This window comes from Mycobacterium sp. SMC-8, from assembly GCF_025263565.1.
In the GTDB taxonomy this organism is placed as follows: Bacteria; Actinomycetota; Actinomycetes; order Mycobacteriales; family Mycobacteriaceae; genus Mycobacterium.
Window position 1 is genome coordinate 1236809 of the sequence record NZ_CP079865.1, and the last position, 19705, is coordinate 1256513.

At 69.0% G+C, this 19705-nt stretch carries 20 protein-coding genes; 12 read left to right on the plus strand and 8 right to left on the minus strand.

Annotated elements, in window-relative coordinates:
* Positions 1–14: 14 nt before the first annotated feature.
* Positions 15–533 carry a hypothetical protein gene (locus KXD97_RS06120; RefSeq protein WP_260755882.1) on the minus strand — a complete coding sequence of 173 codons (519 nt, stop codon included), beginning with the start codon at positions 531–533 and terminating at the stop codon, positions 15–17.
* 72 nt (positions 534–605) lie between these two features.
* Here KXD97_RS06120 and KXD97_RS06125 point away from each other — a divergent pair, with 72 nt between their 5' ends.
* The 8 genes from KXD97_RS06125 (at position 606) to glgX (ending at position 9340) form a co-directional block, all read left to right on the plus strand.
* Positions 606–2000 (plus strand): acyl-CoA dehydrogenase family protein, encoded by a 1395-nt coding sequence (locus KXD97_RS06125; RefSeq protein ID WP_260755883.1) that lies wholly within the window; start codon positions 606–608, stop codon positions 1998–2000.
* Positions 2001–2099: 99 nt separating this feature from the next.
* Positions 2100–3947, plus strand: coding sequence for a hypothetical protein (locus KXD97_RS06130; protein WP_260755884.1), 1848 nt, complete (start codon positions 2100–2102; stop codon positions 3945–3947).
* A complete protein-coding gene (locus KXD97_RS06135; RefSeq protein ID WP_260755885.1) occupies positions 3944–4093 on the plus strand; it encodes a hypothetical protein in 150 nt (49 codons plus the stop codon). Before KXD97_RS06130 ends, KXD97_RS06135 begins: the two co-directional genes overlap by 4 nt.
* A complete protein-coding gene (locus tag KXD97_RS06140) occupies positions 4090–4518 on the plus strand; it encodes a hypothetical protein (protein ID WP_260755886.1) in 429 nt (142 codons plus the stop codon). Before KXD97_RS06135 ends, KXD97_RS06140 begins: the two co-directional genes overlap by 4 nt.
* Positions 4519–4528: 10 nt before the next feature.
* On the plus strand, positions 4529–5815 hold the full coding sequence (locus tag KXD97_RS06145) for a hypothetical protein (RefSeq protein ID WP_260755887.1): 1287 nt from the start codon (positions 4529–4531) through the stop codon (positions 5813–5815).
* 30 nt (positions 5816–5845) lie between these two features.
* Entirely contained in the window at positions 5846–6523 is a 678-nt protein-coding gene (locus KXD97_RS06150; RefSeq protein ID WP_260755888.1) for a PAS and ANTAR domain-containing protein, read from the plus strand.
* On the plus strand, positions 6520–7092 hold the full coding sequence (locus KXD97_RS06155; RefSeq protein WP_260755889.1) for an isochorismatase family protein: 573 nt from the start codon (positions 6520–6522) through the stop codon (positions 7090–7092). The genes KXD97_RS06150 and KXD97_RS06155 overlap by 4 nt, the downstream gene beginning before the upstream one ends.
* Positions 7093–7177: 85 nt before the next feature.
* Positions 7178–9340 carry a glycogen debranching protein GlgX gene (gene glgX / locus KXD97_RS06160; RefSeq protein ID WP_260755890.1) on the plus strand — a complete coding sequence of 721 codons (2163 nt, stop codon included), beginning with the start codon at positions 7178–7180 and terminating at the stop codon, positions 9338–9340.
* A gap of 202 nt (positions 9341–9542) precedes the next feature.
* On the opposite strand, the gene KXD97_RS06165 is transcribed toward glgX, so the two are convergent.
* Together KXD97_RS06165 and KXD97_RS06170 are read right to left on the minus strand one after the other, a co-directional pair.
* On the minus strand, positions 9543–10874 hold the full coding sequence (locus KXD97_RS06165; RefSeq protein WP_260755891.1) for a maltokinase N-terminal cap-like domain-containing protein: 1332 nt from the start codon (positions 10872–10874) through the stop codon (positions 9543–9545).
* 51 nt (positions 10875–10925) lie between these two features.
* Entirely contained in the window at positions 10926–11987 is a 1062-nt protein-coding gene (locus KXD97_RS06170) for a hypothetical protein (RefSeq protein ID WP_260755892.1), read from the minus strand.
* Between the two features lie 133 nt (positions 11988–12120).
* Here KXD97_RS06170 and KXD97_RS06175 point away from each other — a divergent pair, with 133 nt between their 5' ends.
* Positions 12121–12933 carry a HugZ family protein gene (locus KXD97_RS06175; protein WP_260755893.1) on the plus strand — a complete coding sequence of 271 codons (813 nt, stop codon included), beginning with the start codon at positions 12121–12123 and terminating at the stop codon, positions 12931–12933.
* A gap of 3 nt (positions 12934–12936) precedes the next feature.
* Positions 12937–13515, plus strand: a complete 579-nt coding sequence (locus KXD97_RS06180) for an orotate phosphoribosyltransferase (protein ID WP_260755894.1) — start codon at positions 12937–12939, stop codon at positions 13513–13515.
* Positions 13516–13642: 127 nt separating this feature from the next.
* Here the strand turns inward: KXD97_RS06180 and KXD97_RS06185 are convergent, their stop codons facing one another.
* From KXD97_RS06185 to KXD97_RS06200, 4 genes are read right to left on the minus strand one after another with little or no spacing between them, the layout of a single operon-like run.
* Positions 13643–14689 (minus strand): ABC transporter ATP-binding protein, encoded by a 1047-nt coding sequence (locus KXD97_RS06185; protein WP_260755895.1) that lies wholly within the window; start codon positions 14687–14689, stop codon positions 13643–13645.
* The gene (locus tag KXD97_RS06190; protein WP_260757856.1) at positions 14686–15423 is read right to left on the minus strand and encodes an ABC transporter permease; all 738 of its coding nucleotides are present in this window, start codon (positions 15421–15423) and stop codon (positions 14686–14688) included. The genes KXD97_RS06185 and KXD97_RS06190 overlap by 4 nt, the downstream gene beginning before the upstream one ends.
* 43 nt (positions 15424–15466) lie before the next feature.
* A complete protein-coding gene (locus KXD97_RS06195; protein ID WP_260755896.1) occupies positions 15467–16318 on the minus strand; it encodes an ABC transporter permease subunit in 852 nt (283 codons plus the stop codon).
* 10 nt (positions 16319–16328) lie between these two features.
* Positions 16329–17480, minus strand: a complete 1152-nt coding sequence (locus tag KXD97_RS06200) for an ABC transporter substrate-binding protein (RefSeq protein ID WP_260755897.1) — start codon at positions 17478–17480, stop codon at positions 16329–16331.
* A gap of 108 nt (positions 17481–17588) precedes the next feature.
* Between KXD97_RS06200 and KXD97_RS06205 the strand changes: the two genes are divergently transcribed.
* Both KXD97_RS06205 and KXD97_RS06210 read left to right on the plus strand, forming a co-directional pair.
* Positions 17589–18017: a TIGR03668 family PPOX class F420-dependent oxidoreductase gene (locus KXD97_RS06205; protein ID WP_260755898.1), complete on the plus strand. Its 429-nt coding sequence runs from the start codon at positions 17589–17591 to the stop codon at positions 18015–18017.
* Between the two features lie 85 nt (positions 18018–18102).
* Entirely contained in the window at positions 18103–18714 is a 612-nt protein-coding gene (locus KXD97_RS06210) for a sigma-70 family RNA polymerase sigma factor (RefSeq protein WP_260755899.1), read from the plus strand.
* On the opposite strand, the gene KXD97_RS06215 is transcribed toward KXD97_RS06210, so the two are convergent.
* Entirely contained in the window at positions 18690–19601 is a 912-nt protein-coding gene (locus tag KXD97_RS06215) for a DMT family transporter (protein WP_260755900.1), read from the minus strand. The genes KXD97_RS06210 and KXD97_RS06215 overlap by 25 nt on opposite strands.
* Positions 19602–19705 lie beyond the last annotated feature (104 nt).

Consider the following 19705-nt stretch of genomic DNA (forward strand, 5'->3'; position numbering starts at 1 on the left):
GGTGTCACGAACGCCTATTTCGGCAGCACGAACGCGAACGGGCGCGGATAGCCCATCCCGGTCAGTCGTGCCCGGCGCACTGCATCGACCTTGACGCCGCGGACGTCTCCGGACGACGGTTCGTAGCACTGCAGCACGTCGTCGACCACGTCGACGATCAGCACCCAGTGCCGGGGCACGATCCGGCCGACCAGCACCGCCACCGGCCACCCCGATCGCACCGCCGCCAGCACATCGGCCAACCGGTCCCGCCGCCCCCACCACGGGCGCCACCGGTAGCTCACCCCGCGCCCCAGACAGTGCGAGGTGACGGCATGCGCCATCCCCACCGGCGTGGTGCCCAACGCCCTGGGCCACACCCGGTTCACCGACGCGTGCACCCGACCCTGTTCGGCGGCAAACCACACCACGGCGTCGGGCGCAGTCAGCGACAGCCGATAAGCCGGGTCCACCATCGCACCGGCGACCACCGCCACCGTCGGCCCGCACGTGATCGCATCACGTTGCCGAAGGCGCAGCGGTCCGATCTTCATCGCTTCCCCCGCGGTGGATTTTTCGCCGACGTTGGGTACTCGCCACGATAAGCCGATCAAGGGGGGAAAGCTGTGGCCTTCGACATCACTCCGACCGCCGCCCAGCATGACCTCGCCCGCCGCACCCATGAATTCGCCGAACAGGTGGTCCGTCCCGTCGCCGCCGAGTACGACCAGCGCCAGGAGTTCCCGTGGCCGGTCCTTGAGGAAGCGGCGGCCCGCGGCTTCTACAGCCCGTTGTTCTATCGAGACCTGATCGGCGACCCGACCGGTCTGTCACTGCCGATGTTCATGGAGGAGCTGTTCTGGGGCTGCGCCGGCATCGGCCTCGCGGTGGTGATGCCCGCGCTGGCGCTGTCGGCCATCGGGCAGGCCGCCTCCCCCGAACAGATGCTGCAGTGGGCGCCAGAGTGTTTCGGCACTCCTGGCGATCTGAAGCTCGCCGCGCTGGCGATCTCCGAACCCGAGGGCGGCAGCGACGTGCGCAACCTTCGCACCACCGCCCGGCGGGCCGGCCCGGGCGCCGACGCCGACTGGATCATCGACGGCCACAAGATGTGGATCGGCAACGGCGGCATCGCCAACGTCCACGTCGTCAATGCCGTCGTCGACCAGGAACTCGGACACAAGGGGCAGGCGCTCTTCATCGTCCCCGGGGGCACTCCGGGTCTGGAGATGGTGCGCAAACTCGACAAGCTGGGGTGCCGCGCCTCGCACACCGCGGAACTCAAGTTCACCGGGGTCCGGGTGCCGGCCGATCACCTGCTCGGCGGTCAGGAGAAGCTGGACCACAAACTTGCCCGCGCGCGCGAGGCGGTCGAGGGCGCCCGCCATTCCGGCTCGGCCACCCTGGGTACCTTTGAGCAGACCCGTCCGATGGTGGCCGCGCAGGCGCTCGGAATCGCCCGTGCCGCACTGGAGTACATGACCGAGTACGCCAACCGGCGGGAGGCGTTCGGCGCGCCGATCATCGACAACCAGGGCATCGCGTTCCCGCTGGCCGATCTGGCGACCGAGCTGGACGCTGCGCGGCTGCTCACCTGGCGCGCGTCCTGGATGGCCGCGACGGGGGTGCCGTTCGAACGCGGCGAGGGCTCGATGTCCAAGCTGGCGGCCAGTGAGCTCGCAGTCCGCGCCACCGAGCGGGCGATCCAGACCATGGGCGGGTGGGGCTACATCAAGGATCACCCCGTGGAGAAGTGGTACCGGGACGCCAAGCTCTACACCATCTTTGAGGGCACCAGCGAGATCCAGCGCATCGTGATCTCCAATGCGCTCGGCGCCGCGGACGGCAAACCGCCGCTGCACGTCGACCTGGAACCCACGGGCGGCCCGATCAACCGCATGTTCGGCCGCGGCACCCCAGTGCGGACGCAGATGGGCGCGTCGGCGCTCTCGATGAAAGACCGCATCCCCGCACCGGTGATGCAGATGGCGATGAAGGTGCTTCGACCACCGCGGAAATAACGGGCACGTCAAACCCGGTACTCCTGGTTTCACGTGACGCAGTTCTGGCAACATTACCGACCAGTCATATAGGTGTCCGGTACGCGGGATGGGATCACGATGGAGTTTCCTTCACAAGCGATAACCGTTCTGGCCCAGACGTCGGGAGGCCACGAAGGCGGTGGTACCGCCCTCCACGAGATCGTCCTGTTGACGGTGGCCGGTGCAGTCGTCTCGGCGGTGCTGTTGTGGATCGGCTGGCTGCACCGCAGTCACAAGATCACCTGGCTGGCCTCCCTGGCCGACTGGTCGGGGAGGCTGTTCAAACGTCCGCCGTGGGTGGCGCTGCCGGTCGCACTGTTCACCGCGTCGATCATCTGCGCGCTGTTCGGCTTCATCTGGGACGTCAGCCTGCACATCGGCAACGGCCGCGACGACGGCGCGCTGGCCAACCCCGCCCACTACTTCATCCTGATCGGTCTGTTCGGCATCTTCGTGGCCGGCTGCACCGCGATGGTGTTGCCGTACGACAAGCCCGGACCGGCCGCCGTGCGGATCACCGACCACTGGTACGCGCCGGTCGGTGGCATCGTCATGGCCGGCTGCGGCCTCTATGCGCTGCTCGGCTTCCCGCTCGACGACATCTGGCACCGCATCTTCGGCCAGGACGTCACGCTGTGGGGACCGACCCACCTGATGATGATCGGCGGCGCCGGGTTCTCCACGCTGGCCGCGGCCTACCTCGAGTACGAGGGCAGGCGGGCGGTCGGCCCGGATCGGCCGCGCGACGGCATCGGCCTGAGATTCGTTCTGTACCTCGCCTTCGCCGGTGTGCTGATCGGCGCCTCGGTGTACCAGATCGAGTTCGACTTCGGTGTCCCGCAGTTCCGGCAGGTGTTCCAGCCGATGCTGATCGCCGCCGCCGCGGGCCTGGCGCTGGTGATGGCCCGGATTTTCCTCGGGAAGGGCGCCGCGCTGATCGCCGCGGTGATCGCGATCGGCCTGCGCGGCATCGTCGCCTTCCTCGTCGCGCCGGTGCTCGATGCGCCGGTCAACTGGTTCCCGCTCTACCTGGGCGCGGCGGTCGTGGTCGAACTGGTCGCCCTCACTCCGCTGTACAAGCGCCCGATCGTGTTCGGTGCGGTCAGCGGGCTCGGCATCGCCACGGTCGGGCTGTGGCTCGAGTCGCTGTGGATCAACGCGGTCTACCCGCTGACCTGGCCGACGAGCATCTGGCCCGAAGCGCTCGGGATGGCCGTCCCGGTCGCCGTCCTCACCGGGGCATGCGGTGCGATGGCCGGCATGGTGCTCACCGGGCGCCGCCTGCCGCGGCGCGCGATCGGCGTCAGCCTGGTCGTGTTGACCGTGCTGGTCATCGGCGCCGCGGCTGCCAACGGGCTGCGCTACACCACACCGCAGGACGCGACAGCGCAGGTCACGCTCACCGAAGCCCAGGGGCCCGGCGAGGGCCGCTTCGTCACCGCCGACGTGCGATTCAACCCGCCCGACGTCGTCAGCGACGACCCGAACTGGGTCGCAGTGCTCGGGTGGCAGGGTGGCCTGGCCAACGAGCGCGGGCAGTTCATCGACCCGTTGGAGAAGGTCGGCCCCGGCCACTACGTCTCCACCCAGCCCATGCCGGTGTCGGGCACCTGGAAGACGCTGCTGCGGGTGCACGACGGCCGCACCCTGACCGCGGTGCCGATCTATCTGGCCGGCGATCCCGGTATCGGCGCCGAAGAGGTGCCCGCCGAGGCGCAGTTCACCCGCCCGTTCGTCTCGGAGATCACCATCCTTCAGCGCGAACGCAGCCCGGACATCCCGGCCTCGCTGTGGTTGATCGGCTGCCTGGTGGTCCTGTTCTGCACCCTGGCCATGGTCGCCGGAATCGCCTGGGGCGCTGGACGAATCAACAACAGTGAACCCAGTGGCAGCGAGGCGGAGTTCCAACCCAGCGCGCAGTCATGACCGGCAGTCCCGAGGTCGTGCTGCTGGCCGACCACCCGATCTGGCTGGCCGTGCCGGCGTTCGCACCGGCGATCGTCGTAGCCGGTGTGGTCGTCTACATCGCCGCCAGGAACCGGCGCAAACCCGACAACACCAAGGAACCGTGACAACACCACATCGGACACCACATCGAGTCCTTGCTCTCGGCGTGGCGGCGCTGCTGCTCGCCGGGTGCACCGGAACCAGCGACTCCGACAGCGGCGCAACCAGTTCCGGCTCCGCAGCGACGGAACCGCCGATGGCATCGGACGCGCAGGCGCCGCCCGAGCAGCTCGTCATCGACGTCACGATCGCGGGCGGCGAGGTGAACCCGACCAACGCCCAGCTGCAGGCGAAGGTCAATGAACCGATCGTCATCCGGGTCAGTAGCGACGCCACCGACGAACTGCACGTGCACTCGACACCCGAGCACAGCTTCGACGTCGGCATCGGCCCGGCCCAGAGCTTCCAGTTCACCGCTGAGGTGCCCGGACGCGTGGACGTCGAACTGCACACTCTGCACAAGACGATCGCGACGATCCAGGTGCGGTGAGCCTGCCGCAGTGAGCGCACAACTGCTGGCCCACGGCCTGGGCGGTTCGGCCGACCTGCCGATCCCGTTCACCTATGCCCTCATCGGCGCCGCGTGGGCACTGACGTTCACCTTCGCCGTGGTGGCCTTGGCGTGGCGCAAACCCCGGTTCTCCGCAACGAAACCGGGACGGCCGTTGCCGCCGTGGCTCACCCGCGCGGTCGACGCGCCGGTGACACGCCGGCTGCTTGCCGCCGTGGCCCTGCTTCTCACCGGATGGGTCGGCGCCGCAACCTATCTCGGCCCGCAGACCGCCGACAACGCGCTGCCCGGCGTGTTCTACGTGCTGCTGTGGGTCGGGCTGGTGGCGCTGTCGGTGTTGTTCGGCCCCGTCTGGCGGGTGCTGTCGCCGGTGCGCGCGCTGCACCTGGTCACCGGGCGCCGATCGCTGGGCGCGACGTATCCCGCCGCGCTCGGGTACTGGCCTGCCGCGGCCGGCCTTTTCGCCTTTGTCTGGCTCGAATTGGCCAGCCCCGACCCGGGTTCGCTCGGCGCGATCCGGCTGTGGCTTGCGGTGTACCTCGCGGTCACGATCATCGGCGCCTTCTGCTGCGGCACCCGCTGGTGCGCCAACGCCGACCCCTTCGAGGTGTACAGCGTGGTCGCGTCGCGCCTGTCACCGCTGCGCCGGAATCCCGACGGGCGCATCGCGATCGGCAATCCGTTCGACCACCTGCTGACGCTGCCGGTGCGGCCCGGCGTCGTCGCCGTGCTGTCGGTGCTGCTCGGATCCACCGCGTACGACAGCTTCTCGGCGACCCCGATGTTCCGCGGGTTCGTCGACGACATGACCGGCTCGGACCTGGCCGCGACCGGGGTGCGCACCGCCGGGCTGGCGTTGTTCGTCGGCATCGTCGCGCTGACCTTCACCGCCGCGGCCCGCTGCACCGGAGGCGTCGACGCCCGCACCCGCCGGGAACTGCCGGGGCTGCTGGCACATTCGCTGATCCCGATCGTCATCGGCTACGTCTTCGCCCACTACCTGACCTATCTGGTGGAGCGGGGACAGCAGACGGTGTACCGGTTGTTCGGCCAGACCGACGCCGAGGTGGCGTATGTGCTCTCCATGCATCCGGCACTGCTGGCCACGCTGAAGGTCGGCTTCGTGGTGGCCGGCCACATCGCCGGGGTGATCGCCGCCCACGACAAGGCTTTGGCGGTGCTTCCCGCCCGGCACCAGCTCACCGGTCAGCTCGCCATGATGCTGGTGATGGTGGGCTACACGTTCACCGGCCTGTATCTGCTGTTCGGCGGATGAGCAGGCAGCTTCTCACGTTAGGGTTCGGTCGTGGCGAGTGAGGACTCTCTGGAACAGGCGCTCGTCGGCGGGGCGCCCCAGCGGGTCGGTTGGTTCCGGTTCTACTTCGCCGACGAGCGCTGGGAGTGGTCCGAGCAGGTCCAGATCCTGCACGGGTACGAGCCGGGGACCGTGACGCCGACGACCGAACTCGTGCTGTCGCACAAGCACCCCGAAGACCGCCAGCAGGTCGCGGCAACGCTGGACGAGGTGCGCCGCACGCACCAGACGTTCTCCACCCGTCACCGCATCATCGACACCCGCGGCGACGTCCACGAGGTCGTGGTGATCGGCGACCAGCTCCTCGACGGGGGCGGCCGTCTGATCGGCACGCACGGGTTCTACGTCGACATGACGCCGACCGACGCGCAGGCCAAGGCCATGCTGACCGAGGCGCTGGCCGAGATCACCGAGAACCGCGCGGTGATCGAACAGGTCAAGGGCATGCTGATGCTCATCTACCGGGTCGATTCTGAAGCCGCGTTCGAACTGCTGCGCTGGCGGTCCCAGGAGACGAATATCAAGCTCCGGCTGCTCGCCGAGCAATTGCTCTCCGACTACGGGGCGCTGGTGTACGAGGAGGTCCTGCCGCCCCGGTCGACGTTCGACCACCTGCTTTTGACCGCACATCTGCGGGCCGATTCCGCCGACGATACCGTGGACAGGTGACCTCGGACAGCCCATCAGGTAGAGCACTGATCATCGTCGACGTGCAGAACGACTTCTGCGAGGGCGGCTCCCTGGCGGTCACCGGCGGTGCGGCGGTGGCACGCGGCATCACCGACCTGCTCGCCGCGAGGCCGGGGTATGACCACGTGGTCGCCACCAAGGACTTCCACATCGATCCCGGCGCTCACTTCTCCGACACCCCCGACTACGTCGATACGTGGCCGGTGCACTGCGTCGCGCACACCACCGGCGCCGAGTTTCATCCCGATCTGGACACCACGCCGATCGAGGCGGTGTTCGAGAAGGGGCATCACTCGGCCGCCTACAGCGGGTTCGAAGGCACAGATGCCGAGGGCACCACGCTGGCCGAGTGGTTGCGGGCGCACGACGTGGACGCCGTCGACGTGGTCGGGATCGCCACCGACTACTGCGTGAAAGCCACCGCCGCCGACGCGGCCGCCGCCGGCTTCACCACGCGGGTGTTGCTGGACCTGACGGCCGGGGTGTCCCCCGACAGCACCGACGAGGCCGTCCACGCACTGCGCGCGGCCGGCGTCGCGGCCGTGTGAGGCAGCCGACGGTTGCACTGCCCGTGGCGTGGGCATCCCCTATCGTCGCCAACGCCGAACCTCGCACAAATTCAGGAGAGCCCACTTGACACAAATCGCCGGCTCGCCGGGAACCACGATCCCGCTCGAGCTGTGGCCGGGCAAGGCCTACCCGCTCGGTGCCACCTATGACGGCTCCGGCACCAACTTCGCGTTGTTCAGCGAGGCCGCCGAGAAGGTCGAGTTGTGCCTGTTCGACGCCGACGGCGAACAGACCGCCTGCGTGACGCTGCCCGAAGTCGACGGTTTCGTATGGCATGGGTTCATCCCCAACATCGAGCCGGGACAGCGCTACGGCTACCGCGTCTACGGGCCGCACGACCCCGCCAATGGGCTGCGGTGCAACCCGAACAAGCTGCTTCTCGACCCGTACTCGAAGGCCATCGACGGGACCTTCGATTGGAATCAGTCTCTGTTCGGCTACGACTTCGGTGATCCGGACAGCCGCAACGACGACGACTCGGCGGCAAGCATGCCCAAGTCGGTCGTCATCAACCCGTACTTCGACTGGGGAGTGGACCGTCCGCCTCGCCACGAGTACGCCGACACCGTCATCTACGAGGCGCACGTCAAGGGCCTCACCCAGACCCACCCGGACATCCCCGACCAGATCCGCGGCACTTACGCCGCCGTCGCGCACCCGGCGATCATCGAACACCTGACGTCTCTGGGCGTCAATGCCATCGAGTTGATGCCGGTGCACCACTTCGCCAACGATTCGACGCTGATCGAGAAGGGTTTGTCGAACTATTGGGGCTACAACACCATCGGTTTCTTCGCCCCCGACGCCAAGTACAGCTCGAACCCGAATCCCGGCGGGCAGGTGCAGGAGTTCAAGGCGATGGTCCGCGCCCTGCATGAGGCCAACATCGAGGTCATCCTCGACGTCGTCTACAACCACACCGCCGAGGGCAACCACATGGGCCCGACGTTGTCCATGCGCGGCATCGACAACGCCGCGTACTACCACCTCGTCGACGACGACAAGCGCTACTACATGGACTACACCGGGACCGGCAACAGCCTCAATGTCAGCCACCCGCACACGCTGCAGCTGCTGATGGATTCGCTGCGGTACTGGGTCACCGAGATGCATGTCGACGGCTTCCGCTTCGACTTGGCCTCCACCTTGGCGCGCGAGTTCTACGAAGTGGACCGGCTGGCCACCTTCTTCGAACTCGTTCAGCAGGACCCGACCGTCAGCCAGGTCAAGTTGATCGCCGAACCGTGGGACGTCGGCCCCGGTGGTTACCAGGTCGGCAACTTCCCGCCGCAGTGGACCGAGTGGAACGGCAAATACCGCGACACCGTCCGCGACTTCTGGCGCGGCGAGCCGGCCACCCTCGACGAGTTCGCCTACCGTCTCACCGGCTCAGCCGACCTGTACGAACGCACCGCGCGCCGGCCGGTCGCGTCGATCAACTTCGTCGTCGCCCACGACGGCTTCACCCTGCGCGACCTCGTCTCGTACAACGAGAAACACAACGAGGCCAACGGCGAGGACAACAACGACGGCGAGAGCCACAACCGGTCGTGGAACTGCGGGGTCGAGGGTCCCACCGACGATCCGGAGATCCTGGCGCTGCGCTCACAGCAGCAGCGCAATTTCCTGACCACGCTGCTGTTGTCTCAGGGTGTCCCGATGATCTGTCACGGTGACGAACTCGGCCGCACCCAGGGCGGCAACAACAACGGCTACTGCCAGGACAACGAGATCACCTGGATCGACTGGAGCAACGTCGACACCGACCTGCTGGAGTTCACCCGAGCGGTGTCGCAACTGCGGGCCGAACACCCGGTCTTCCGGCGTCGGCGCTTCTTCAGCGGCAAGCCGGTAGGTCGGCGCGGCCAGGAAGGCCTGCCCGACATCGCCTGGTTCACGCCCGACGGCACCGAGATGACAGGTGAAGACTGGGGTTCCGGCTTCGCGAAATCGGTCGCGGTGTATCTGAACGGGCACGGAATCCCCGACATGGACGCCAGGGGCCAGCGCGTTGTCGACGACTCGTTCCTGCTGTTCTTCAACGCCCACCACGAGCCTATCGATTTCACGTTACCGCCCAACGAGTTTGCCGCGTCCTGGGAGCCGGTGGTGTCCTCGGTTGCCGCCGTCGCCCCGGAGCCGGGCACCTCCCACCAGGCCGGTGCCACCTTGCCGGTTCCGGCCAGGACGGTGCTGGTGTTGCGGGCCGAGCCGAACTTCAGATGAAAGCCGTTGCGCGCCACCACGCTTAGCTCGGCCGAGTCAACCCGGATTTGCCTGGCGCTGTGTTAACTTGATCGTGCTGTTGCAGCCGTGGCCACCGCGCGGGCAGCGGGTTGTCCCGCATGCCCACCGGCCGGGCGGGCCGGGTGTAGGAGCCGTAGAGCGGCGGCGCCCTACCCGGTGACCACGGCTGCCAGCCTGGCGCTCAGCTCAGGATGCGCGCGATGGACCGCATCGGGATCGGCAGCCACGACGGCCGGAAGCGGGCCTCGTATGCCGCTTCGTAGACCGCCTTGTCCAGTTCGTAGGCCGCGAGCACCGCCCCGTGGTCACGCGGATCGATGCCGGCGACGGCGGCATACCCGGCGCAGAACGCCGCGCTGTTGCGGTCCACCCAGTTGCGCGCGATGCCGGCCAGTCGGCCGTCGGCGTCCGCGCCGGGCTCCAGCTCCACCAACCGCTGCGAGGCCGCGTACTCGAACGACCGCAGCATTCCGGCGACGTCGCGCAGCGCCGAATCCGGCCGCCTGCGCTCGTCGAGCGGCTGACCGGGCTCGCCCTCGAAGTCGATCAGCAGCCAGCTCTCCGGCGTGCGCAACACCTGGCCGAGATGGAGGTCGCCGTGCACTCGCTGCACGGGCACCTGCTGCCCTGACAACGCACGGTAGCGCTCCTCGATCGCCGGCACGTGGTCGGCCAGCTCCGGGGCGGCCCGCGCCGCCGACGCCAACCGTGCCAGCACGGAATCGACGGGAAACGGCACGGTGAAGGTGCCCAGTGTCTCGGCCAGCGTGGCGTGCACCGAGGCCACCGCCTCGCCCAGCCGGTAGGACTCGTCGGCGAAGTCACTGCCGACCTCGTCGGCGAACAACTCACGGGTGCTGGCCGTGGCCATGTCCCAGCCCTCGGCGCTGTTCGCGGCGAACGCGGCCACCATGCCCAACGCCGACGGTTCGGTCCCCGGCCCGGCCCACGACGTCTCGTACGAGCCGAGCAGCGTCGCGACGTGCGGATTACCGGCGCGGGCCAGCACCCGGTTGAGTTCGATGTCGGGGTTGATCCCGGGGGTGACCCGCCGGAACACCTTCAGCATGGCCTCTTTTCCGAAGATCACGCTGGTGTTGCTCTGCTCGGCGCTCGACACCTTGGGCGGCGCGTGCACCGGCAGCACCGCATCGGTCTCGCGGGTGAACCGCAGGTCTGCGACGGTCGCGGAGGTGTCGATCAGTCGCAGCAGACGGCGGGCGGCTTCCGGGTCGAACAGCGCGTCATAGGCCGTGCGCTGTCCGCCGGCACCCGACACCGTGCCGATCACCGCCGCCGGGTCGAGGAACCCCGGCGCGGCCGGGCCGTCCACCCACCGCACCAGCAACTGGTAGCGCTCGCCGGTGCCGTCGCTGTAGGTCACGTCGAGCAGCACATGCTCCAGGTCATCTTCGAGTGGGGTCACCGTGGCGGGCACGACCGACGCGAGTTTGCGGCTGCGGCCGGCGTACCAGCGGCGGTCAACGATCCAATCGCCGAATGCCAGCGTCATGGTGTGAAACCTACCCAGCACGGCGCGAAAGGAATCACCGCGCGAGCCGGGCTAAGGCAGGAAGCGCTCCGCTCCTGCGGTTCGCACGAACCGGGTGCTGTTGGCCTGTCGGTAGCCGATCACGCCGCCGCTGAACGTCAGGAACATCAAGCCGGCCACCCCGGGCAGTGCGACCGCCGCGATCTGAGCGACGGTCGGGTTGGTCACGCCGCGCGGGTTGGCGCCCAGCCGGGGAGCCTGTCCGCCGGCCGGGACGGCCGGCGGTGCCACCGTCGCCCCGGGTGTGGGCGGCACCGAGCCCCGGATCGTCGGGGTCCGCACCCCGGCGACGCCGGGAGCGGTGACGTTGGGGGCGGCGGTCGCGCCCGGCGCCTGCGGTGCCGGCCGCAGCGGCTTCCCGGCCAGGGTGCCGGCCCGCGGCACGGTCACCAACGGCGCCCGGAACACGACCGCCTCCGGGTACGCGCCGCCCGCCCCGCCGCCGCCACCACCGGTGGTGGTTCCGGTGGTCGCGTCGGCGACAGGCGCCTCCTCCTGGGTGCGGAACGCCGGCCCGGGCGGCGGCGCAGGGGCCGGAACGACCTGTAGCGCGCGCAGGAACTCGGTCAGCGTCGGCACCGGGATCTCCACCGTCGTGTAGAACGTCGACGGCGTGGGCCAGCTGCCCATCGGGATCTCCCCGGCGGCGGGCAGCCTGACGAACGGCAGCTTGATCGCGTTGCGCTCGGGCGCCGGCAGCCGGAACGACGGGGCCGGCCGCGGGCTCTCGACCACCGACTCCGACTGCCGGGAACCGCCGGTGCCTGCGCCCGGATCGGATTCGACGATCCGGGTCGGCTCGATCTGTTCGGGTTCGTCGTCGGGCAAGCCCTGGGTCGGTTCGGCGGGCGCCTCCGGTTCGCTCGAACTCCCGCCGTCGTCATCGCTTCCGGTATCGCCCCCGGTGCCGCCGTCGGTGGGGTCGGACCCGCTGTCGGGACCGTCGGCGCTCTGGCTGGAGCCGTCGGAGTCGGACGGCTGCGCGGCGACCGGCACCGCGATCACGCCGCCGAAGACAGCGGTGGCGGTCAGCACGCCGGCGACCGTGAAGGTTCGCAGTGCGGGCCCGGCCATGGCGCCTCCATCTCCGGAGGATTTCGTTGTGTTCACGAAGGACGAATTCGCCTGCAATTCTCTCACATCGGCACAAGCGGGTAGGTCCGATGACGTGTGCCCCTGGACGGTGCGGGCAGGATAGGGTGCCGTCGTGACGTCCACCGGCCCCACACGTGACCACGGTGACCCGGGTGATGCGCCCACCGTCGCGCCCCCGCTGACCGAACCTGCCAATCCCGCGCGCCCGTCGGCGGCCGAGGAGGCCCGCACCATCGCGGCGTCAACCAACACCGGCACGCTGGCGACGCTGACCCGCGAGGGCGACCCGTGGGCGTCGTTCGTCACCTACGGCCTGCTCGACGGCGCCCCGGTGCTCTGCGTGTCCAACCTTGCCGAACACGGCCGCAACCTGGCCGCCGACCCGCGGGCGAGCCTCGCGATCACCGCCCCCACCACCGAGGCCGATCCGCTGGCCAGCGCCCGGATCACGCTGGCCGGACGCGTCGAGGCTCCGGAGGGAGCCGAACGCGACGCCGCGCGGCAAGCCCATCTGAGCGCCGTCGACGCCGCCAGGTACTACATCGACTACAGCGACTTCACGCTGTGGGTGCTGCGGGTGGCCCGAGTGCGCTGGGTCGGCGGTTACGGCCGGATGGACTCCACCACCGGTGCGGAGTACACGGCGGCCCGGCCCGACCCGATCGCCCCGCACGCCGCCGGCGCGATCGCCCACCTCAACGCCGACCACCCCGACTCGCTCGTCGCGATGGCACGGACCCTGGGCGGATACCCGGACGCGGTGGCGGCGACGTGCACCGCCGCCGACCGCTACGGCCTCGATCTGCGGCTGGATACGCCGCGCGGCATGGCCTACACCCGCGTCGGCTATGCCGGGCCGATCGATTCCATCGACCAATTGCGTTCCGCCGCTGTCGAGTTGACACGACGGGCCCGAGGAGACTGACACATGCCGACCGGAGACGACCGCCCGCAGAGCTGGCAGGCCGCGTTCGAGCTGATCCGCACCCGCGGCCACGAACGGCGCGAGGAACCGTTCAAGCTCGCCAGCGGTCAGCTCAGCCACGACTACATCGACGGTAAGTACGCCGTCGACACCGGTGAGCGACTGGCGATCGTGTCCCGGGCGGTCGCCGACCTCGCCGCGGCCAACGGCATCGAGTTCGACGCCGTCGGCGGCCTGACCATGGGCGCGGACCCGCTGGCGCACGGCGTCGCGATGGTCACCGGCAAGGCGTGGTTCTCGGTGCGCAAGGAACAGAAGACACGCGGCAGGGAGCAGTGGGTCGAGGGCACCCGGCTGCAGCCAGGCATGCGGGTGCTGCTCGTCGACGATGTGATCAGCACCGGCGGCTCGACCGAGCTCGCGCTGGAACGCATCGCCCCGCTCGGCGTGGTGGTCACCGGGGTGATCCCGATGGTCGACCGCGGCGACGTCGCGGCGGCGCGCTTCGCCAGGCGCAACGTGCCGTTCCACGCGCTGGTCACCTACCGCGATCTCGGCATCGATCCCGTCAAGGACGTCTGACCCGCTCAAGGGTGAACGCAGGCACCATCCGCCACAGAAATCCACGTTGTGCAGGCCTGCACTCGAACTTTCGCTGCCAAACGTGGATACCTGGTGCGGGTGAGACTTCGGCGCCGACCCGAACCCGTCAAGGACGGGTGACCAGCACGCCGCCGCGTTCCGAGCTCTCCTCCAGGCCCACGGCCACCGGGTCGCCCGGGGCGAACGCCCGCGCCGCCGAGCTGGCCATCTGAGCGCTGACCGTGGCCCCGCCCGGCAGCGCAAGATGCACCCGCGAGATCGCGCCGAGGAACGACACCGAGGTGACGGTCGCCGCGCCGGCGGGGTCGGCGGTGACGGTCACCGACTCGGGACGCACCATCGCCACCCCCTCGCCGTCGACGGAACCGGGCAGCGCGGCCACCGACACCCCGAACACCTGGGCGGTGCCACCGGACACCGTGGCGGGCACCTTGTTGTTCAGCCCGACGAAATCGGCGACGAACGGTGTGGCCGGGTTCGCGTACAGCTCGGCGGGGGCGGCCAGCTGCTCGAGCCGGCCCTGGTTCATCACGCCGACCCGGTCGGCGACTGCGAGCGCCTCCTCCTGGTCGTGGGTCACGAACAACGTCGTCGTGCCGACTTCGAGCTGAACCCTGCGGATCTCGTCCCGCAACTGGGTGCGGACCTTGGCGTCCAGCGCCGACAGCGGTTCGTCAAGCAGCAGCACCCGCGGCTGGATCGCCAGCGCCCGGGCCAACGCGACGCGCTGCTGCTGCCCGCCCGACAGTTCCTTGGCGTAACGCCCTCCCAGCTCCCCCAGACCCACCAGGTCAAGCATGTCGGCCGCACGGGACAACCTGTCCCGCTTGCCTTTTCCACGCATCTTCAGTCCGAACGCGACGTTGTCGAGCACCGTCAGGTGAGGGAACAGGCTGTAAGCCTGGAACACCATGCCCATATCGCGCTTATTCGCCGGCACCCGGCTGACATCGACGCCGCCGACCGACACGGTGCCCGACGTCGCCTCGTCGAGTCCGGCGAGAATCCGCAACGCGGTGGTCTTCCCGCACCCGGACGGGCCCAGCAGTGCGACCAGCTCGCCGGGCTCGATGTGCAACGTCAGGCCGTCGAGCGCACGGGTCTGCCCGTACACCCGGGTCAGCTCGTCGAGCTGGACGGCGACTCCACTCATACGGTCACTCCCACGTTGCGTCGGCCTCTGGTCACCAGCGACAGGATCAGCAGCAGCGCGAAACCGAACAGCAACGTCGCCAGCGACGCCGCCACCGAGGTGGGGCCGTCGCTCTTGCCGATCAGCACGATCTGCACCTGCAGTGTCTGGTAGCCCGACAACGACGCGATGGTGTACTCGCCCAGCACCACCGCGATCGAGATGAAGGCGGCCGACAGGATTCCCGACCAGATGTTGGGCACCACCACGCGCACTATGGTCGACAACCAGCCCGCCCCCAGCGATCTGGCGGCCTCCGAGAGCGTGCGGAGATCGATCGCCGACAGCGCCGCGTCGATGGCCCGGTACGCGAACGGAAGCACGATGATCACGTAGACGAACGTCAGCGTCAGCGCGGACTCGCCGAGGAAGTACGTCACCCACAGATACACGTTGCGCAGGCCGACGACGATCACCAGCACCGGAATCGTCAACGGCAGCAGGCACAGAAACTCGACCAGGCCCCTGGCCCATGGCGCGCGCAGCCGAACCCAGATCATCGTCGGCACCAGCAGCATCAGCATCGCGGCCACAGTGAGCACCGCCAGCAGCAGTGACACCACGATCGCCTGGTACAGCGTCTCGTCGGCGATCAGATTGGCCCACGCCTGCCAGGTCCGCCCGTCGGAAAGCAGGTTGCGGGTGGAGAAATCGGCCATCGCGTACAGCGGAAACAGAAAGAACAACCCGAACATCACCCACAGTGCCCCACGCACAGCGGCTTTCAAGACCGGGTCCTCATGACAACCACCGGGAACTACGGCGCACCAACAGGTTGTAGGCGGCCATCACCACGGCAACCACGACGATCATCTCCAGCGCCAGGGCGTAGGCGAACCCGGCCTGCCCGAGCACCACCTCGCTGACCAGCGACGCACGGATCAGCAGTGGCAGGATCGGACTGCCCTGGCTGACCAGCGCCGCGGCGGTGGCGTAGGCGGCAAAAGCGTTGGCGAACAACAACAGAGCCGAGCCCAGGAAGGCCGGCGTCAGCAGCGGTAGCGCCACCTCACGCCAGTACGCCCACGTCGACGCGCCGAGGCTGACAGCGGCTTCGCGCCACTGCTCCCGCAGCCCCTCCAGCGCCGGGACGAACACGATGACCATCAGCGGGATCTGGAAGTAGGTGTACACCAGGATCAATCCGCTCAGACTGTAGAGCCAGCCCGAGCCGGCCAGGTTGAACCCGAACACCTGCTGCACCCACAGCGTGAGCACCCCGTTCAGCCCCACGGTGGCCAGGAACGCGAACGCCAGTGCCACACCGCCGAACTGGGCCAGCACGCTGCACAGGGACAGCACGGTCCGACGCACCATCGAGGTCGGCGGACTGCTGACGATCAGCCACGCCAGCGCCGCGCCCCCGAACGCGCCGAGCAGTGCGGTGGCGCCCGACAGCAGCACGCTGTCCCGCAGCGCCGACAGCGCGGTGCCGGTGAACAGCGCGGCGATGCGGTCCAGGCTGAACACCCCATCGGCGTACACCGCCCCCACCACCACCGTGACCGTCGGGATGATCAGGAAGATCACCACCACGGTCAGGAACGGCAGCAGCGGCAGCGAATCACGCAGTCGGCGTGCAAGACCCACGGGCGTACGCTCAGCCGACCGCGGCGGCCCAGTTCTCCGCCAGGTACTTCGAGGCCGCCTCGGTCTGCTCGGGCGTCGGCACGGTCACCGGTCCGCTCACCACCGGCAGCGCCGCGGCCACCGCCGCGTCCAGCGTGCCGTCGGCGAGCATGTTGTCGGCCCGCACCGGGCGAACGCCACCCTGGGCGAACAGGTTCTGTCCCTCGTCGCTGTACAGGAACTCCTGCCACAGGCGCGCGGCCGCCGGGTGCGGCGCGTCCTTGTTGATCGCCTGGTAGTAGTACCCGGCCACAACGTTGTCCGGCGGCACCAGCACCGTCCACGACGGCAGCTTCTTGGTCTCGGCGGAGTTGGTGTAGTTCCAGTCGATCACCACCGGGGTTTGGCCGGATTCGATGGTGGCCGGTGTCGGGTCGACGGGCAGGAAATTACCGGCCTGCTTGAGCTTGCGGAAGAACTCGACCCCGGGAGCGATGTCGTCGGCCGAACCGCCCTGCGACAGCGCCACCATCAGCACACCGGAGAACGCCGCGCCGGCCTGCGTCGGGTCGCCGTTGAGCGCCACCTTGCCCCGGTACTCGGGCTTGAGCAGGTCGTTGACGCTGGTCACCGGCGGCACCGTGGAGGAGTCGAAACCGATCGACATATAGCCGCCGTAGTCGTTGACCCAGGTGCCGTCGGCGTCCTTGAACGCCGCGGGGATGTCGTCGAACTTCTCGACCTTGTACGGCGCGAACATCGCGGTGTTGGCCAGAGCCACCGACTGGCCGAGGTCGAAGACGTCGGGCGCGGTGCTGCGGCCCTTCTGCTGATTGGCGGCGTTGATCTCGTCCTGACTGGACGCGTCGGGCTGCGCCGAGTTCACCTTGATGCCGTACTTGTCGGAGAACGCCGTGATGATCGCGCCGTAGTTGGCCCAATCCGGAGGCAGCGCAATCACATTGAGCTCGCCCTCGGCCTTGGCGGCCTCGACGAGGCCCTCCATGCCGCCGAAATCCGCTGCCGAGGTGGCCTCGGCGGCGTTCACCCCCGACTCGGTCTGGGCGTTCGAGCTGTCCTTCTCCGGTGGCGCACAGGCCACAGCGCCGCCGGCCAGCAGCACCGACGCGGCGACGGCGAGGAACCGGGCCAACGGCCGGGAGGTGTTGCGTGCGGTGTTCATTGCCGAACCTTCCGATGAGCAGGAGGCTGCGCAGTGGCTCAGCGGTTACCGCCCCGCGACTCCGCAGTGAACGAATCGGACCAGCTCTGCGCACCCTACCCTGGGACGATGGCGGAATCCGACGACCGTGACGTTACTGCCGCATTTGCCGGCGCGCCGGTGGCGATGCTGGCGACCGCGGGCCTCGACGCGGTGCCCCACCTGGTGCCGGTGGTGTTCGCGATGCCCGAGCACCGCCAGGACATCCTGTACACCGCGATCGACGCGAAGCCGAAGTCGACGCAGCGGCTGCGCCGGCTGGTCAACATCGAGAACAACCCGGCGGTCAGCCTGCTGGTCCAGCACTACGACGAAGACTGGTCCCGGCTGTGGTGGGTGCGCGCGGACGGCGTCGCGACCATTCACCACAGCGGCGTGGAGATGGCCACCGGCTACGCGCTGCTGCGCGCCAAGTACCCCCAATACCGGCGCGTCGAGCTCGACGGACCGGTGATCAGCGTCGAGATCCGACGCTGGGCGTCCTGGTATGGGGGTTAACCGGTAGCGTGCGGTGCGGTTCTCCGCACCCGTTTTGGAGGCCAGCCGGGCAGACGCGGGGGCGCCGCATCGGGAGAGTCGAAGCATGCCCGACACCCCAGAGGACGACCCGCTCACCGACCGTTTCGAACGTGAGGCGATACCGCTGATCGCCGGTCTGTACCGGCACGCGTTCACCCTGACTCGAGACCACGCCGACGCCGAAGACCTGCTCCAGGAAACGGCGGCCAAGGCCTATGCGGCGTTCGGCAGTTTCCGCACCCTCGACACCCTCGACCCCCTCGGCGACGGAGCCAATCTCGCCGGCTGGCTGTACCGGATTCTGCTCAACACCCACATCAGCGCCTACCGCAGACAACAGCGCAGGCCAGGGCTCCAGTTCACCGACGAGTTCACCGACGGTCAGCTGCTGCGGCACGGCAGGCGCGGCAACGCCCCGGAATCCACCGAGGAGGTCGTGCTGGCCCACACGCCCGACCCTGTGATCGCCGCGGCCATGCGCGCGCTGCCGGAGAAGTACCGCACCGCGGTGTATTACGCCGACGTGGAGGGCCGCAAGTTTCGGGAGATCGCCGAGTTGACCCACGCCCCGCTCGGCACCGTGATGTCCCGGCTGCACCGCGGGCGCGCCAGGCTGCGCGCCGCGCTGGCCGACGTCGCCCGGGACCGCGGCTATCCGCTGCCCGAAGCCGCCTGAGCGTTTTCCGCCTTGTCCGCTTCCAGCATCTCCTCGTAGGCGCCCTCGTCGCGGCCCAGCGCGATCGTGCCCGCCACCATCGCCACCGTCGCCACCGCGATCGCGATCGCGTCCCAACGGTCGGCGTTCAAATGCTCGCCGAGGACCACCGCCCCGAGGATCACCGCGACCATCGGTTCGAGCACCAGCATGGTCGGCACCGAGGTCTGCAGCGAGCCCGCGTGGAAGGAGGACTGCTGCAGCAATGTCGCCACCACACCGAGCAGGCCCAGCAGATAGAGCACCGGGGTGGTCAGCACCGCCGTCAGACCCTCGTGTGTCAGCACGTGCATGACCAATTTCGTCAGCACCGCGACCACCCCGAACAGCACCCCGACCGCAACGGCGAGCAGCACCGCGCGGATCCATCCGATGACGCGGGTCGCGACGATCACACACGCCAGCACCGCGATCGTGCACACCACCGCCACCAGCGCCGAAGTCGACAGCGACGCCTCATAGTCGCCGGGGCTGGCCTTGGCGAGCACCACGAACACCGCGAGCGCCGCGGTGAGCAGCACCGCCCAGGCCCACTCGGCCCGGGTGACCCGCCGGTGCGCCAGCCGGGCGCTGAGCGGAAGCGCGAACAGCAGCGCCGAGACCAGGATGGGCTGGACCAGCAGCAGCGACCCGTTGGCCAGCGCCAGCGCCTGGAAGACGAAGCCGGCGACGGCGGCCGCGGTGCCCGCCCACCACAGCGGCCGGCGCAGCAAAGTCCGGAACATCACGGCACTGACCCCGTCCTCGGCGGGCACGTCCAGGGTCGCCCGCTGGCGCACCACGATGCCGACAGCAAGGAACACCGCGGCCAGAAAGGCCAGCAGCACGGTAAGGCCATGCCCGATCACCCGACAAGGAAAGCACCTTTACCGGTCCCCCGCCCAGCCCGGTCCCCTCTCGACAAATGATCGATCTTGTTTCGGCGCCGGGGAACTGGGGCATCAGTGCGGGC

What these genes read in the sequence shown, in the direction of transcription:
- KXD97_RS06120 (WP_260755882.1), bottom strand. Translation starts at nt 533, where the DNA reads ATGAAGATCGGACCGCTGCGCCTTCGGCAACGTGATGCGATCACGTGC.
- KXD97_RS06130 (WP_260755884.1), top strand. Translation starts at nt 2,100, where the DNA reads ATGGAGTTTCCTTCACAAGCGATAACCGTTCTGGCCCAGACGTCGGGA.
- KXD97_RS06135 (WP_260755885.1), top strand. Translation starts at nt 3,944, where the DNA reads ATGACCGGCAGTCCCGAGGTCGTGCTGCTGGCCGACCACCCGATCTGG.
- KXD97_RS06165 (WP_260755891.1), bottom strand. Translation starts at nt 10,874, where the DNA reads ATGACGCTGGCATTCGGCGATTGGATCGTTGACCGCCGCTGGTACGCC.
- KXD97_RS06170 (WP_260755892.1), bottom strand. Translation starts at nt 11,987, where the DNA reads ATGGCCGGGCCCGCACTGCGAACCTTCACGGTCGCCGGCGTGCTGACC.
- KXD97_RS06180 (WP_260755894.1), top strand. Translation starts at nt 12,937, where the DNA reads ATGCCGACCGGAGACGACCGCCCGCAGAGCTGGCAGGCCGCGTTCGAG.
- KXD97_RS06185 (WP_260755895.1), bottom strand. Translation starts at nt 14,689, where the DNA reads ATGAGTGGAGTCGCCGTCCAGCTCGACGAGCTGACCCGGGTGTACGGG.
- KXD97_RS06190 (WP_260757856.1), bottom strand. Translation starts at nt 15,423, where the DNA reads ATGTTCGGGTTGTTCTTTCTGTTTCCGCTGTACGCGATGGCCGATTTC.
- KXD97_RS06200 (WP_260755897.1), bottom strand. Translation starts at nt 17,480, where the DNA reads ATGAACACCGCACGCAACACCTCCCGGCCGTTGGCCCGGTTCCTCGCC.
- KXD97_RS06205 (WP_260755898.1), top strand. Translation starts at nt 17,589, where the DNA reads ATGGCGGAATCCGACGACCGTGACGTTACTGCCGCATTTGCCGGCGCG.
- KXD97_RS06210 (WP_260755899.1), top strand. Translation starts at nt 18,103, where the DNA reads ATGCCCGACACCCCAGAGGACGACCCGCTCACCGACCGTTTCGAACGT.